The sequence below is a fragment of the Streptomyces fildesensis genome (assembly GCF_016107395.1).
Taxonomy (GTDB): domain Bacteria; phylum Actinomycetota; class Actinomycetes; order Streptomycetales; family Streptomycetaceae; genus Actinacidiphila; species Actinacidiphila fildesensis.
Window position 1 is genome coordinate 334,183 of sequence record NZ_JAAIKO010000005.1, and the last position, 15,109, is coordinate 349,291.

Below are 15,109 nucleotides of genomic sequence, written 5' to 3' on the forward strand. Positions count from 1 at the left end.
GTCCGAGCCTATGGCACGGGTGTGACAGCGCCTCCTGCCGCGGCCAGCAGCGCCCGCACCAGCCGCGGGTCGGAGCCCATCTCGGGGTGCCACTGCACGCCCAGCGCGAAGCCGGGCCCGGGCAGCTCGACCGCCTCCACGGTGCCGTCCTCGGCGTACGCGCTCACCGTCAGACCGGCGCCGAGCGAGCCGACGGCCTGGTGGTGGTAGGTCGGCACCTTCTCCGGGGCCGGGGTGATCCGGGCCAGCAGGGTGCCCGGCACCGGTGTCACGACGTGGTCGCCGAAGACCCCCGGCGTGACGGCGTGCCCGTCGTGGCCGACCTGCTCCGGGAGGTGCTGGACGAGCGTCCCGCCGCACAGCACGTTCAGCAGCTGCATCCCGCGGCACACGGCCAGGACGGGTGTGCCGGAGTCGATCGCGGCCCGCAGCACCGCCAGTTCCCACCGGTCGCGCTCGCGCGCCTGCGGCCCGGTGCGCGGATGGCGCGGTTCCCCGTAGAGCGAGGGTTCGACGTCGGGGCCGCCGGCGACGATGACGGCGTCCATCCTGGCGACCGCCGCGGCCGCGACGTCGGGATCGTCCGGCGGCAGCAGCGCGGCGATGCCGCCCGCGGCGCGGACCATGCGGGGGTAGACCTCCGGCAGGAGTACGGCGCTGGTCTCCCAGACGCCCCACCTGGCGGTGTCGAGATAGGTCGTGACGCCGACCAGCGGCTGCTCGGGCATGAACTGATCCTCCTGGATGACGGGGTCGATTGTGGCGCGGACGGCTGCCGGGCGTCCGGAGCCGCGCGGGTGTCGCGCGGCGGCCGTCAGTCCCGTGCCAGCTCGGCCTCGGCGGCGGCCAGTGCCGCGAACTCCTCCTCGGGGGCGGAGGCGACCAGCCGCTTGCGGCTGTAGAGGGCGAAGTAGGCGATGGCCACGGCGTAGACGGCGAGCGCGGTGAGGGCCGCGTCGATGTCGACCAGGAACGTGGCGACCACGGCCGCGACGGCGAGCACGAAGGCGACGGCGGAGGTGACGATGCCGCCGGGGGTGCGGTAGGGCCGGTGCAGGGCGGGCTCGCGCAGCCGCAGCACGATGTGCGACAGCGCCATGAGGACGTAGCTGACCGCCGCGCCGAAGACCGCCATGTTCAGGACCTTGGACCCGTCGTCGGCGTTGGCCGCCGCCAGGACGAAGCCGATGGTGCCGGGGACCACCAGCCCCAGGTACGGGGCCTTGCGCTTGCTGGTCAGGGAGAGGAAGCGGGGCAGATAGCCGGCCCGGGACAGGGCGAACAGCTGCCGCGATCCGGCGTAGATGAGCGAGAAGAACGAGGCGACCAGACCGGCGAGACCCGCGTAGTTGACGATCTGGCTCAGTGCGGAGGACTTCCCGCCGTTGGCCGTCTGCAGCGCTTCGACCAGCGGGTTCCCGGACTCCTTGAGCGCGTCGGCGCCGCCCGCTCCGACCGTCGGAAGCAGGGTGATGACGGCGAGCACCACGAGGATGCCGATGGAGAGCGCCATGGCCCTGGGCAGGCTCTTCACCGGGTCCTTGGTCTCCTCGGCGGCGAGCGGAACGCCTTCGACGCCCAGGAAGAACCACATTCCGAAGGGGAACGCGGCCCAGATCCCCATCAGGCCGAAGGGCAGCCAGGATCCGGCGCCGACCGCGTCGGTCACCTTGATGTCGTTGAGCCGGCTCGCGTCGAAGGAGCCGAGGGCTCCGACGGCGAAGACCACCAGCGCGAGGACGGCGACGGCGGTGACGACGAAGCTGAACCGCAGCGCCTCGCCGACGCCCCACAGATGCACGCCGATGAAGATCACGAAGCAGGCGAGGAAGACCGGCCAGCCGGAGGTGAGCCCGAAGAGGTTGAGGGACTCGACGTAGGCACCGATGAACGTGGCGATGGCGGCGGGCGCGAGCACGTACTCGATGAGGATGGCGGTACCGGTGAGGAAGCCGCCCCAGGGTCCGAGGGCGCGGCGGGCGAAGCCGTAGCCGCCGCCGGCCGTGGGCAGCACCGAGGACATCTCGGCGAGCGAGAAGACCAGGCAGGTGTACATCAGGCCCATCAGGGCGGTGGCGATGGCCAGTCCGCCGAAACCGCCCTCGCGCAGGCCGAAGTTCCAGCCGGAGTAGTCGCCCGAGACGACGTAGGCGACGCCGAGTCCGGTGAGCAGCAGCCAGCCCGCGGTGCCGCGGCGCAGGGTGCGGCGCTCCAGGTAGTCGTCGCCGCCGGGCGGGGCGCCGGGCGGGGTCGCCGTCGCCGTGCTGCCTGCCGTGCTGCCTGTTGGGAACGGTGAATCGCCGGGCTGGGGCATGCGTCACTCCCGTACGGGACGAGGGGTAAAGGTTTGAACGCATACCTTTACGGCTGTCGCGGAGATGCGCAAGCCCCCGGCAGGGACCGGCCGGCCGGTTCGCCGGCCACGGCGGGGTCAGGCGAGGAAGCCGCGCAGCAGGGCCGCGGTGCCCTCGGCGTGCTCGCGCATCACCGCCGCCGCGGCCTCCTCCTCGCCGTCGAGAATGGCCTCGACCAGCGCGGTGTGCTGGCCCTGCGAGTGTTCGAGGTTGCGTACCAGGATGGGGATGCAGTCCAGGAGTTCGTTGACCTGGGCGCGCACCGCGGCGTACTGCGTGACCAGCGAAGGGGAGCCGCAGAGCTCGGCGATGGCCAGGTGCAGCAGGGTGTCGGCGCGCCGGTAGTCTGCGGTGGGCGCGTCGCCCGTCTCGCGCAGCCGGCGGCGCAGCAGGTCCGTCTGCTCCCCGGTCAGTTCGGTGCGGGCGCAGAGACCGGCCGCCCCGACCTCCAGGACCTCGCGGAAGCGCAGCACGTCGTCCAGGCCGCCGGTGCCCAGTCCGGCCGCCCTGCGCCGCAGTTCGTTCTCCGCGTCCGCCCGGCCCGCGCCGTGGGACGGCGGGCGGTTGCGGACGAAGGTGCCGCCGTGCCGGCCGCGGCGGGTCTCGACCAGCCCCTGCTCGTGCAGGACCTTCAGTACCTCGCGCAGGGTGACGCGGCTGATCCGCAGCCGTTCGGCCAGTTCGCGCTCGGCGGGCAGCCGCTCGCCGTCGGGCACCAGACCGAGCCGGACGACCTGGAGCACCTGCTCCAGCGCCTCCTCGAAACCATTGCCGCCGCGGACCGGCCGTAGCACCGAGGCGAGCGGATCCGCGGAGATTTGCTGCTCACTCATGCGCGGGCCCCTTCCCAATCAATGGTTCCAACCCATACCTTAGTGCTTCCGCCCGATCCGAGAGGACCTCCCTCGTGGCAGATCGCACACCCCCCCTGTCCGTCGACGCCCTGCGCGCCCTGGTGGCAGCGGGGAAGATCCACACCGTCATCCTCGGCTTCGCCGATATGCAGGGGCGGCTGCAGGGCAAACGATTCGCCGCACCGTTCTTCCTCGACGAGGTGCTGGCCCACGGTACCGAGGGCTGCAACTACCTGCTCGCGGTGGACGTCGACCTCAACACCGTCGACGGCTACGCGATGTCCTCCTGGGAACGCGGCTACGGCGACTTCGCCATGCACCCCGACATCAGCACCCTGCGCCACGTCCCCTGGCAGGACGGCACGGCGCTGCTCATCGCCGACCTCGCCTGGAACGACGGCAAGCCGGTGGTCGCCGCGCCCCGGCAGATCCTGCGCCACCAGCTGGGCCGGCTCGCGGACCAGGGCTGGACCGCCCATGCCGGCACCGAGCTGGAGTTCATGGTCTTCCGCGACACCTACGAGCAGGCGTGGGACGGCGGCTACCGCGGCCTGACCCCCGCCAACCAGTACAACGCCGACTACTCGGTGCTCGCCACCTCCCGCGTCGAGCCGCTGCTGCGCCGGATCCGCAACGAGATGGCCGGGGCGGGCCTGACCCCGGAGTCCGCCAAGGGCGAGTGCAATCTCGGCCAGCACGAGATCGTCTTCCGCTACGACGAGGCGCTCGTCACCTGCGACCAGCACACCGTCTACAAGACCGGGGCCAAGGAGATCGCCGCCCAGGAGGGCGCCTCGCTCACCTTCATGGCGAAGTTCAACGAGCGCGAGGGCAACTCCTGTCATATCCACCTCTCCTTGCGGGACGAGGCGGGACGCCCTGTCATGGCGGGCGAGGACGGCGAGATGTCGCCCCTCATGCGGCACTTCCTGGCCGGGCAGCTCGCCGCCCTGCGCGACTTCTCCCTGTTGTACGCGCCCAACATCAACTCCTACAAGCGTTTCCGGCCGGGCTCCTTCGCCCCCACCGCGGTCGCCTGGGGCGTCGACAACCGCACCTGCGCGCTGCGCGTCGTCGGGCACGGCGCCTCGCTGCGCCTGGAGAACCGCGTCCCGGGCGGCGACGTCAACCCGTACCTGGCCGTGGCGGGCATGGTCGCGGCGGGTCTGTACGGCATCGAGCACAAGCTCGAACTGCCGGAGGCCTGCACGGGCAACGCCTACACCGCCGACTACGCGCAGGTGCCCGGCACCCTGCGGGAGGCCGCCGGACTGTGGGCGGCCAGCCCGATCGCGCGGGAGGCCTTCGGCCAGGACGTCGTCGACCACTACAGCAACATGGCGCGGATCGAGCAGGAAGCGTTCGACACCGCCATCACGGACTGGGAGCGGTTCCGCTCCTTCGAGCGGATGTAAGGAAGCAGCCCCGTGACCGAGCACCACCAGGTACTCAACCCCGCCACCGAGGAGGTCGTCGCCACGGTCGCGGCGACCACCCCGGAGGGCGTGGACACCGCCGTCGCCGCGGCGGCCAAGGCCCAGCAGGGCTGGGCGGCGCTGGCCCCGGCCGACCGGGCGCGCGGCCTGCGCCGGTTCGCCTCCGAGGTCGACGCGCACGCCGAGGAGCTCGCCGCGCTGGAGGTCCGCGAGGCCGGCCACACCCTCGGCAACGCCCGCTGGGAGGCCGGGAACGTCCGTGATCTGCTCGACTACGCCGCCGGCGGCGTGGAACGGCTCAGCGGCCGGCAGATCCCGGTCGCCGGCGGCATCGACCTCACCTTCCACGAGCCGATCGGCGTCGTCGGCGTCATCGCCCCGTGGAACTTCCCGATGCCGATCGCGGCGTGGGGCACCGCCCCGGCGCTCGCGGCGGGCAACGCCGTCCTGCTCAAACCGGCCGAGACCACCCCGCTGACCGCACTGCGGCTGGCCGAACTCGCCCTGTCCGCGGGCCTGCCCGAAGGGCTCTTCCAGGTACTGCCCGGCGCGGGCCCGGTCACCGGGACCCGGCTCGTCGAGCACCCGGACGTGCGGAAGATCGTGTTCACCGGCTCCACCGCCGTCGGCAAGCGGATCATGGAGCAGTGCGCACGTCAGGTGAAGCGGGTCACCCTCGAACTCGGCGGCAAGAGCCCGAACATCGTCTTCGCCGACGCGGACCTGGAGAAGGCCGCGGCGGCGGCCCCGATGGCGTTCCTGGACAACGCGGGCCAGGACTGCTGCGCCCGCACCCGGATCCTGGTCCAGCGGGAGGTCTACGAGCGGTTCCTGGAGCTGCTGGTCCCGGCGGTCGAGGCCGTCCGGGTAGGCGACCCGTCGGACCCCGCCACCGAGATGGGCCCGCTGATCTCGGCGGTCCAGCGGGATCGGGTCCGCTCGCTCGTCACGGACGACCTGCCGGTCGCCGCCCGCGGCAGCGCCCCGGAAGGACCCGGCTTCTGGTACCCGCCGACGGTGCTGGCCCCGGTCGGCGCCGCCGCCCCCGCCGCCACCGAGGAGATCTTCGGGCCGGTCGCCGTCGTCCTGCCCTTCGAGGACGAGGCGGACGCGCTGCGGCTCGCCAACGCCACCCGCTACGGGCTGTCCGGCTCGATCTGGACCCGCGACCTCGGCCGGGCCCTCCGGATGTCGCGCGGGGTCGCGGCGGGCAACCTGTCGGTCAACAGCCACAGTTCGGTCCGCTACGCGACGCCGTTCGGCGGCTTCGGGGAATCCGGCCTCGGCCGGGAACTGGGCCCCGACGCCCTCGCCGCCTTCACCGAGACCAAGAACGTCTTCATCAGCACTGAGGAGTAGCAGCGCATGTCAGAGCCATCCACCACCGAAGTCTGCCGCCGCCTCGTCGGCCGTACCGCGGTCATCACCGGCGCCGGCAGCGGCATCGGGCTGGCCACCGCACGCCGCTTCGCCTCCGAGGGCGCGAACGTGGTCGTCGCCGATATCGACGAGGGGTCGGGCAAGGCCGCGGCCGAGGAGGTCGGCGGGATCTTCGTCAAGGTCGACGTCACCGACCCCGAGCAGGTCGAGGCGCTGTTCAGGACGGCGTACGACACCTACGGATCGGTCGACATCGCCTTCAACAACGCCGGGATCTCGCCGCCCGACGACGACTCGATCCTCACCACCGGCCTGGACGCCTGGCGCCGGGTCCAGGAGGTCAACCTGACCTCCGTCTACCTGTGCTGCAAGGCCGTGCTGCCGTACATGCAGCGGCAGGGCAAGGGCTCGATCATCAACACCGCGTCGTTCGTGGCCAAGATGGGCGCGGCCACCTCGCAGATCTCCTACACGGCGTCCAAGGGTGGCGTCCTGGCCATGACCCGCGAGCTGGGCGTGCAGTTCGCCCGCGAGGGCATCCGGGTCAACGCGCTGTGCCCCGGCCCGGTCAACACCCCGCTGCTCCAGGAGCTGTTCGCCAAGGACCCGGAGCGCGCCGCCCGCCGGATCGTGCACATTCCGGTGGGCCGCTTCGCCGAGCCGACGGAGATCGCCGCCGCGGTGGCGTTCCTCGCCAGCGACGACTCCAGCTTCATGACGGCGAGCGAGTTCCTCGTGGACGGCGGCATCGGCGGGGCGTACGTCACCCCGCAGTAGCCGCGGGTTCCGCCGCGCCCGGAGGACGGGTGCGGCGGGCCTACCGGGCCCCCGGGCTCAGATGAGCGTCTTCCAGTACGACCACCAGCGGGTCAGGATCAGCATCGCGATGATGCCGTACCAGAGCACCGGCACGACCCAGTGGAACTCCAGGACCGCGCTACGCACCCCGGCCGGGACCTTGATGATGCCGTGCTTGATGTTGTGCACGGCCGTGTACCAGAAGAGCGCGATGGTGACGACCCAGGCCAGGGAGCACCACAGGCACAGGGAGTTGATGTTGTACAGCGACTGGTACTGCAGCCAGGTCACGAACCCGACGCCGAACAGGGTGCCGGCCTGCAGGCCGAGCCAGAACCAGCCCCGGTAGCGGGCGCCCGCGAGCACACCGACGCCGATGCACACCACGATCGGGTAGGCGATCAGGCCGATCATCGGGTTCGGGAAGCCGAACGCGTGGGCCTGTTCGCTCTTCATGATGTTGCCGCAGGAGATGATCGGGTTCAGGCTGCAGCCCGGGACGAAGTTCGGGTCTTCGAGGAGCTTGAACTTGTCCCAGGTGATCACGAAGGACGCGAGCGTGCCGAGCGCGCCGCAGATCACCAGCAGCCACGCGAAGGGACGTCCCGTCCCGATGGTGTTCCCGGTCTCGCGGTCACCGTCGGTGAGAGTCTGGTCGAGCGCCGAAGTCGTCATATCGCCGTTCCGTAGATCCGTCGTTATCCCGCGCGACCTTCATTGTGCACCAGTGGCAGGGCCCGCAGGTGCCCGGTGGTCCATCGAACGGTGGACACGGGAGTGTCCTCCTGGTCGTCCCCCGCGGCGCGTGCCCAGGAGGATTCCTACCGGCATGGGAAACGAGGCGGTGCGGGTGCGGGGCCTCCGCAAGCGGTACGGCGAGGTCACCGCGGTCGACGGAGTCGATCTCGACATCGAACGCGGCGAGGCGTTCGGGATCCTGGGCCCCAACGGGGCGGGCAAGAGCACGACGGTCGAGATCCTGCAGGGGCACCGGTCGGGGGACGGCGGCGAGGTGACCGTGCTGGGCGAGGACCCGGACCTGGCCGGCCGCGCCTGGCGCTCACGGGTCGGCATCGTCTGGCAGGACGAGTCGGCGCCGGCGGAGCTGACCCTCCGCGAGAGCGTGCGGCACTTCGCGCGGTACTACCCGCGACCGCGCGATCCGGCGGAGGTCATCGCCCTGGTCGGTCCGGAGGACAAGGCCGGTCACCAGCGCGATGCGGCACGGGCTGATCTGACCCCGCGTCCCGCACAGGGCGAAGGGCCCGGACAGCGACAGCTGTCCGGGCCCTTCGCCGCAGGTCGGAGCAGCGGGTCAGGCCAGCTTCTCCTGGAGGGTGGCGACCAGCGCGTCCAGGGCGACCGCCGTCTGCTCACCGCTCCGCATGTCCTTGAGCTGCACCACGCCCTCGGCCAGATCACGCTCACCGGCCACGATCGCGAAGCGGGCGTCGGCGCGGTTCGCCGACTTCATCGCGTTCTTCAGGCCCTTGCCGCCGAACGCGAAGTCGGTGGCGATACCCGCCCGGCGCAGCTCGGTGACCGTGCCGAAGAGCGTGCGGCGCGCCTCCTCGCCGAGCGGTACGGCGAACACGTCGGTCGTCGCGGGCAGTTCGAGCTCGACGCCCTCGGCCTTGAGCGCCAGCACCGTACGGTCCACGCCCAGCGCCCAGCCGACGGACGGCAGCGCGGGGCCGCCGATCATCTCGGACAGGCCGTCGTACCGCCCGCCGCCGCCGACGGCGGACTGCGAGCCGAGACCGCCGTGCACGAACTCGAAGGTGGTGCGGGTGTAGTAGTCCAGGCCGCGCACCAGCTTCGGGTCGTCCTCGTACGCCACGCCCGCGGCCGTCAGCAGCTCGCGCACCTGCTCGTGGTACTCCTTGCACGCCTCGCACAGGTAGTCACGGAGCATGGGGGCACCGGTCAGCTGCTTCTGCACCGCGTCGCGCTTGTCGTCCAGAACGCGCAGCGGGTTGATCTCCGCCCGGCGCACGGTGTCCTCGTCCAGGTCGAGACCGGCCAGGAACTGCTGGAGCGCGGCCCGGTAGACCGGACGGCACTCCTTGTCGCCGAGCGAGTTGAGCAGCACCCGGAAGTTCTTCAGGCCGAGTGCCTTGTACGCGTCGACGGCCAGGATGATCAGCTCGGCGTCCAGCACCGGGTCCTCGGTGCCGATCGCCTCGGCGCCGACCTGCGAGAAGTGCCGGTACCGGCCGGCCTGCGGGCGCTCGTAGCGGTAGTACGAGCCCGAGTACCAGAGCTTGACCGGCAGGTTGCCGAGCTTGTGCAGGTTGTTCTGCAGGGCGGCGCGCAGCACGGAGGCGGTGCCCTCGGGGCGCAGCGCGAGCGTGGTGCCGCCCTTGGTGGTGAGGGTGTACATCTCCTTGCTGACGATGTCGGTGGACTCGCCGACGCCGCGGGAGAAGAGTTCGACCGCCTCGAACCCGGGGGTCTCGATATAGCCGTAGCCGGCCCGCTTGAGCGGTGCGGAGATCGCCTCGCGCACCGCGAGATACGCCGCGGAGTCCGGCGGGATCAGGTCGTACGTGCCCTTGGGGGCCTGGAAGGTACTCACAGGAAGCCTTGTCACAATCCTCGTCGCGGAGCCGGTGAACCGGCTCCGAAGCCGCGGGCCGCTTCCCCCAGGTAGGGGTTGGCGGCGCGCTCGCGGCCGATGGTCGTCTGGGGGCCGTGGCCGGACAGCACCACGGTCGAGTCGTCGAGCGGCAGGCACACCCGCGCCAGCGACTCCATCAGCTCGTCCGCGGAGCCACCGGGCAGGTCGGAGCGTCCGACGGAGCCGGCGAACAGCAGGTCGCCCGAGAAGAACACCGACGGCACGTCGGAGGTCTCGGGAAGCCTGAAGGTCACCGACCCCTTCGTATGGCCCGGCGCGTGCGAGACGGTGAACTCCAGGCCGGCCAGCCCGAGGGCGGCGCCGTCGGTCAGCTCCCGGACGTCGTCGGGTTCCCCGATCGTCAGCTCGCCCAGCAGCTGCTGCCCGATGGAGCGCCCCAGGGCCTTCTCCGGGTCGCTCATCATGTAGCGGTCCCGGGGGTGGATCCAGGCCGGGACGTCATGGGCCCCGCAGACCGGCACGACGGACGCCACATGGTCGAGGTGGCCATGGGTGAGGATGACGGCGACGGGCTTGAGGCGATGCTTGGCGAGCGTGTCCTCGACGCCCTGGGTCGCTTGGTGACCCGGGTCGATGATCACGCACTCCTCACCGGCGGCGGGGGCGACCACATAACAATTGGTCCCCCAGGCCCCGGCGGGGAACCCGGCAATAAGCACGTTCGTCCTTCTGTCGTCCGCGGAGCTGTCGGCAGCTCACGAGCCTACCGGCGCGGGAGTGGCCGCCGCGAACCCGTATCGTCCCGCAGGTGCGCCTGTGCGTGGCGCGCGGGTACTGGACTGCGGGCCGGGTGGGGCGCGAAGATCTGCCGCACGCGGATTCACGTTCGAGATGACGTTTTCGAGAAGACTGAAGCAGAAGACCGGGAGACGGCGAAGTGGTCACCAAGGAACAGCGGCGGCGACAGCTCGCCCGAGAGAAGTTCGAGCGGCAGCAGCAGCGCAGGACCGCGGAGCAGTCCAAGGCCCGCCGGCGCAACAGCGTGATCGCCGCCGTGGTGGCCGTCGTGGTGGCCGCCGGCGCCACCGCGTACGCGACGGGCAGCCTGGACGGCAAGGAGAAGTCGAAGACCGACGCGGCCGCCAGTCCGTCGGCCACGACGCCTTCCAAGGCGCCGGACCCGTGCGCCAAGCCGGGCGCGGGCACCCCGGGGAAGCAGCAGTGGAAGACCGAGCCGGCGATGGACATCGACAAGAGCGCGAAGTACACCTTCACGCTCCAGACCACCTGCGGTGACATCGCGATGGCGCTGGACGCGGCGAAGGCGCCGGCCACCGTGAACTCGTTCAAGTTCCTCGCCGACAAGGGCTTCTTCGACCACACCAAGTGCCACCGGCTCACCGCCGACAACATCTTCGTCCTGCAGTGCGGCGACCCGACCGGTACCGGCCAGGGCGGCCCCGGCTACACGATTCCGGACGAGAACCTCAAGGACCCGGCCGTCGCGAAGGGCACCTACCCGGCGGGCACGATCGCGATGGCGAACACCGGGCAGCCGCACACCGGCGGCAGCCAGTTCTTCCTGGTCTACAAGGACAGCCCGCTGCCGGCGTCCTACACGCCCTTCGGCACCATCGGCGCCGACGGCATGAAGGTGCTGCAGAAGATCGCGGCGGCGGGCGCGGCGGCCCCCGACGCCCAGCAGAACACCGCCCCGAACGCGACCGTGGTGATCAACAAGGCGGTCGTGAAGCAGTCGTGAACCCCTGATGAGCCGGGCCCCGGCGGTAAATTTCGCGTGTGCTGGATGCGGACAGCCGGGGCGCCGGTCGCCTATGTTGGCGTTGGACCGGTCAGGGCGCAGCCCGGCCGGAGGAAACTGTGAACGATGCCCGCGAGCCGGAAAGCGGCCGGGCATCACGTGGAGGAGGCGCTGTGAGCAGCGACCCATGGGGCCGCGTCGATGAGACGGGGACCGTGTACGTGCGTACGGCCGACGGGGAGCGGGAGGTCGGTTCGTGGCAGGCGGGGTCTCCGGATGAGGCACTGGCCTACTTCGAGCGCAAGTACGAGGGGCTTGTCGTCGAGATCGGCCTCCTCGAGCGGCGGGTGAAGACCACCGACCTCGCGCCCAAGGACGCGCTGACCGCGATCGAGCACCTTCGGGCGTCGGTCACCGAGGCGCACGCGGTGGGCGACCTGGCGGCGCTCGCCACACGGCTGGACGCACTCGTCGGGCTGGTGGAATCGCGCCGCGAGGAGCGCAAGGTCGCGAAGGCGAAGGCGACCGACGAGGCCAAGGTGGCCAAGGAGGAGCTGGTCGCGGAGGCCGAGGGGCTGGCCGAGAGCGAGCAGTGGCGGACCGCGGGCGAGCGGCTGCGCGCCCTGGTGGACACCTGGAAGGCGCTGCCGCGCCTGGACCGCAAGGCCGACGACGAGCTGTGGCACCGTTTCAGCCACGCCCGTTCGGTCTTCTCCAAGCGGCGCAAGGCGCACTTCGCGTCGCTGGACTCCCAGCGCGAGGAGGCCCGCCGCGCCAAGGAGAAGCTGGTCACGGAGGCGCTGGCGCTGTCGAACTCCACCGACTGGGGTCCGACCGCCGCCCGCTACCGCGAGCTGATGACGGAGTGGAAGGCCGCAGGCCGCGCGCAGCGCGAGTCCGAGGACGACCTGTGGAACCGCTTCCGCGGCGCCCAGGACCAGTTCTTCCAGGCCCGCACCGAGGTCTTCAACGAGCGCGACTCCCAGGAGCGGGAGAACCTCGCGCTCAAGGAGGAGCTCGCCATCGAGGCCGAGAAGATCCTTCCGGTGACGGATCTCAAGGCGGCCCGTGCGGCGTTCCGCGCGATCAACGAGCGCTGGGAGGCCGTCGGCCATGTGCCGCGCGACGCCCGGCCCCGTATCGAGGCCCGGATGCACGCGGTCGAGCGCGCGATCCAGGACTCGGAGGAGAACGAGTGGCGCCGGACGAACCCGGAGGCGCGGGCCCGCGCCGCGGGTCTGACGGGCCAGCTCCAGGCGGCCGTCGACAAGCTGCGCACCCAGGCCGAGGCCGCCCGGGCCGCGGGCAACGCGTCGAAGGCCGACAAGCTCACCCGTGAGCTCGAGGGCCGGCAGGCCCTGCTGGACCAGGCCCTGAAGGGCCTGGAGGAGTTCGGCGGCTGAGCAGGCCCTGAGGCCCGCACCGCACGACGAAGCGGCCCCGGTACGGATCTTCCGTACCGGGGCCGCTCGCGTACGGGCTCAGCGCTGACGGCCCGAGGTGACGCGGTACACGTCGTAGACGCCCTCGACGCCGCGTACGGCCTTCAGGACGTGCCCCAGGTGCTTGGGGTCGCCCATCTCGAAGGTGAAACGCGAGGTCGCGACCCGGTCACGGGAGGTCTGCACGGCGGCGGACAGGATGTTGACGTGCTGGTCGGACAGCACCCGCGTCACGTCCGACAGCAACCGCGACCGGTCCAGCGCCTCGACCTGGATGGCGACCAGGAAGACGGACGACTGGGTGGGCGCCCACTCGACCTCCAGGATCCGCTCGGGCTCCTGGGACAGCGACTCGATGTTGACGCAGTCCGTGCGGTGCACCGAGACTCCGCTGCCCCGGGTGACGAAGCCGATGATCGGGTCGCCGGGCACCGGGGTGCAACAGCGGGACAGCTTGACCCACACGTCGTCGACGCCCTTGACGACCACGCCGGGGTCGGCGTTGGCCCGCCGCTTGGAGCGGTTGCGCGAGGGGGTGGTGACCTCCTCGATCTCCTCGGTCGCACCTTCCTCGCCGCCGAGCGCGTCGACCAGCTTCTGGACGACGGACTGGGCGGTGATGTGCCCCTCGCCGATCGCCGCGTAGAGCGCGGAGATGTCCGGGTAGCGCATCTCGTGGGCGAGGGTGACGAGCGAGTCGCCGGTCAGGACCCGCTGGATCGGCAGGTTCTGCTTGCGCATCGCCCGCGCGATGGCGTCCTTGCCCTGCTCGACGGCCTCCTCGCGGCGCTCCTTGGAGAACCAGGCGCGGATCTTGTTCCGGGCGCGCGGGGACTTCACGAAGCCCAGCCAGTCGCGCGACGGGGCGGCGCTCGCGGCCTTGGAGGTGAAGACCTCCACCAGGTCGCCGTTGTCGAGCGTCGACTCCAGCGGCACCAGGCGGCCGTTGACCCGGGCCCCTATGGTCCGGTGCCCGACGTCGGTGTGCACCGCGTAGGCGAAGTCCACCGGGGTGGCGCCGGCCGGCAGCGCTATGACGTCGCCCTTGGGGGTGAAGACGAAGACCTCGTTCTGCGAGAGGTCGAAGCGCAGCGACTCCAGGAACTCGCTCGGGTCCTCGGTCTCCTTCTGCCAGTCCAGCAGCTGCCGCAGCCACGCCATGTCGTTGACGGTGTCGCCGTCGCTCTTGCGCGGGGTGTCGGTGCGCACCTTCGAGGCGCCGGAGACCGGGTCCTGCTTGTACTTCCAGTGCGCGGCGATGCCGTACTCGGCCCTGCGGTGCATGTCGAAGGTGCGGATCTGCAGCTCGACGGGTTTTCCGCTGGGCCCGATGACCGTCGTGTGCAGCGACTGGTACATGTTGAACTTGGGCATCGCGATGTAGTCCTTGAACCGCCCGGGCACCGGGTTCCAGCGCGCGTGGATGGTCCCGAGCGCCGCATAGCTGTCGCGGACGGTGTCGACGAGGACGCGGATCCCCACCAGGTCGTAGATCTCGGCGAAGTCGCGGCCTCGCACGATCATCTTCTGGTAGACGCTGTAGTAGTGCTTCGGGCGGCCGGTGACGGTCGCCTTGATCCGGGCCGCGCGCAGGTCCTGCTGGACCTGGTCGGTGACGACGGCGAGGTACTCGTCGCGCTTGGGGGCGCGCTCGGCGACCAGCCGCACGATCTCGTCGTACATCTTGGGGTAGAGGATCGCGAAGGCGAGGTCCTCCAGCTCCCACTTGATGGTGTTCATGCCCAGCCGGTGCGCCAGCGGGGCGTAGATCTCCAGCGTCTCGCGGGCCTTCTTCTCCTGCTTCTCCCGCTTGAGATACCGCATGGTGCGCATGTTGTGCAGGCGGTCGGCGAGCTTGATGACCAGGACGCGCGGGTCCTTGGCCATGGCCACGACCATCTTGCGTACCGTCTCGGCCTGCGCGGCCTCGCCGAACTTCACCTTGTCGAGCTTGGTGACGCCGTCGACGAGCAGCGCGACCTGGTCGCCGAAGTCCCGGCGCAGCGCGTCCAGGCTGTAGTCGGTGTCCTCGACGGTGTCGTGCAGCAGTCCCGCCATCAGTGTGGCCGGGTCCATGCCGAGCTCGGCGAGGATCGTGGTGACCGCGAGCGGGTGGGTGATGTACGGGTCGCCGCTCTTGCGCTTCACTCCGCGGTGCCAGCGCTCCGCGACCTGGTAGGCGCGCTCGATCTGGCGCAGCTGCGCGGTGTCGCCCTTCGGGTCGTTGCCCCGGACGATCCGCAGCATCGGCTCCAGCACCGGGTTGTACGGGCTGGACCGCTGCACACCGAGCCGGGCGAGGCGGGCGCGGACGCGGTTGGAGGAGCCTGCGGCGCGCGACGGCGTCGCGCTGGCGGGGGTCCGTACGGGCCGGACGGCAGGCGTCGGCGGCTCGGGGGCGGCTCCGTTGCTCCCGGCGGGGGTTTCGTCCCCGCCTTCGGCGTCGAGCGGCTGGGCCTCGTCTGGCAAGAGCACTCCTCACGCGGGTGGGAGCACCCATGG

General features: G+C 71.1%; 12 protein-coding genes and 1 pseudogene. 6 read left to right on the forward strand and 7 right to left on the reverse strand.

Features of this window, described 5'->3' with window-relative positions:
• Positions 1–8: 8 nt before the first annotated feature.
• The 3 genes from C6N31_RS11465 to C6N31_RS11475 all read right to left on the reverse strand — a co-directional run bounded on the left by C6N31_RS11465 (position 9) and on the right by C6N31_RS11475 (position 3,187).
• Entirely contained in the window at positions 9–728 is a 720-nt protein-coding gene (locus C6N31_RS11465) for a gamma-glutamyl-gamma-aminobutyrate hydrolase family protein (protein WP_138352621.1), read from the reverse strand.
• Between the two features lie 86 nt (positions 729–814).
• A complete protein-coding gene (gene eat, locus C6N31_RS11470) occupies positions 815–2,314 on the reverse strand; it encodes an ethanolamine permease (protein WP_198357479.1) in 1,500 nt (499 codons plus the stop codon).
• A gap of 117 nt (positions 2,315–2,431) precedes the next feature.
• A complete protein-coding gene (locus tag C6N31_RS11475; protein ID WP_138352623.1) occupies positions 2,432–3,187 on the reverse strand; it encodes a FadR/GntR family transcriptional regulator in 756 nt (251 codons plus the stop codon).
• A gap of 74 nt (positions 3,188–3,261) precedes the next feature.
• Here C6N31_RS11475 and C6N31_RS11480 point away from each other — a divergent pair, with 74 nt between their 5' ends.
• Genes C6N31_RS11480 through C6N31_RS11490 form a run of 3 tightly spaced genes read left to right on the forward strand, consistent with a single transcriptional unit; the run spans position 3,262 to position 6,801 of the window.
• Positions 3,262–4,623: a glutamine synthetase family protein gene (locus C6N31_RS11480; RefSeq protein WP_138352624.1), complete on the forward strand. Its 1,362-nt coding sequence runs from the start codon at positions 3,262–3,264 to the stop codon at positions 4,621–4,623.
• A gap of 12 nt (positions 4,624–4,635) precedes the next feature.
• Positions 4,636–6,003, forward strand: coding sequence for an aldehyde dehydrogenase family protein (locus tag C6N31_RS11485; protein ID WP_138352625.1), 1,368 nt, complete (start codon positions 4,636–4,638; stop codon positions 6,001–6,003).
• 6 nt (positions 6,004–6,009) lie between these two features.
• Positions 6,010–6,801, forward strand: coding sequence for a 3-oxoacyl-ACP reductase (locus C6N31_RS11490; protein ID WP_138352626.1), 792 nt, complete (start codon positions 6,010–6,012; stop codon positions 6,799–6,801).
• A gap of 57 nt (positions 6,802–6,858) precedes the next feature.
• Here the strand turns inward: C6N31_RS11490 and C6N31_RS11495 are convergent, their stop codons facing one another.
• On the reverse strand, positions 6,859–7,497 hold the full coding sequence (locus tag C6N31_RS11495) for a vitamin K epoxide reductase family protein (RefSeq protein ID WP_138352627.1): 639 nt from the start codon (positions 7,495–7,497) through the stop codon (positions 6,859–6,861).
• Positions 7,498–7,651: 154 nt separating this feature from the next.
• Between C6N31_RS11495 and C6N31_RS11500 the strand changes: the two are divergent.
• Positions 7,652–8,029: pseudogene (locus C6N31_RS11500) on the forward strand (ATP-binding cassette domain-containing protein); the annotation flags it as partial.
• Positions 8,030–8,137: 108 nt separating this feature from the next.
• Here the strand turns inward: C6N31_RS11500 and hisS are convergent.
• On the reverse strand, positions 8,138–9,400 hold the full coding sequence (hisS, locus tag C6N31_RS11505; RefSeq protein WP_138352628.1) for a histidine--tRNA ligase: 1,263 nt from the start codon (positions 9,398–9,400) through the stop codon (positions 8,138–8,140).
• A gap of 11 nt (positions 9,401–9,411) precedes the next feature.
• Complete coding sequence (locus tag C6N31_RS11510; RefSeq protein ID WP_138352629.1) at positions 9,412–10,122, reverse strand: MBL fold metallo-hydrolase; 711 nt, start codon at positions 10,120–10,122, stop codon at positions 9,412–9,414.
• A 218-nt stretch (positions 10,123–10,340) separates the two neighbouring features.
• Between C6N31_RS11510 and C6N31_RS11515 the strand changes: the two genes are divergently transcribed.
• Complete coding sequence (locus C6N31_RS11515; RefSeq protein ID WP_138352630.1) at positions 10,341–11,165, forward strand: peptidylprolyl isomerase; 825 nt, start codon at positions 10,341–10,343, stop codon at positions 11,163–11,165.
• Positions 11,166–11,338: 173 nt separating this feature from the next.
• Complete coding sequence (locus C6N31_RS11520) at positions 11,339–12,568, forward strand: DUF349 domain-containing protein (RefSeq protein WP_138352631.1); 1,230 nt, start codon at positions 11,339–11,341, stop codon at positions 12,566–12,568.
• Positions 12,569–12,646: 78 nt separating this feature from the next.
• On the opposite strand, the gene C6N31_RS11525 is transcribed toward C6N31_RS11520, so the two are convergent.
• The gene (locus C6N31_RS11525; RefSeq protein ID WP_138352632.1) at positions 12,647–15,076 is read right to left on the reverse strand and encodes a RelA/SpoT family protein; all 2,430 of its coding nucleotides are present in this window, start codon (positions 15,074–15,076) and stop codon (positions 12,647–12,649) included.
• Positions 15,077–15,109 lie beyond the last annotated feature (33 nt).

Bases quoted from the DNA above. Each gene is read 5' to 3' on its own strand.
- C6N31_RS11465 (WP_138352621.1), bottom strand. From the start codon at position 728: ATGCCCGAGCAGCCGCTGGTCGGCGTCACGACCTATCTCGACACCGCC.
- eat (WP_198357479.1), bottom strand. From the start codon at position 2,314: ATGCCCCAGCCCGGCGATTCACCGTTCCCAACAGGCAGCACGGCAGGC.
- C6N31_RS11475 (WP_138352623.1), bottom strand. From the start codon at position 3,187: ATGAGTGAGCAGCAAATCTCCGCGGATCCGCTCGCCTCGGTGCTACGG.
- C6N31_RS11490 (WP_138352626.1), top strand. From the start codon at position 6,010: ATGTCAGAGCCATCCACCACCGAAGTCTGCCGCCGCCTCGTCGGCCGT.
- C6N31_RS11495 (WP_138352627.1), bottom strand. From the start codon at position 7,497: ATGACGACTTCGGCGCTCGACCAGACTCTCACCGACGGTGACCGCGAG.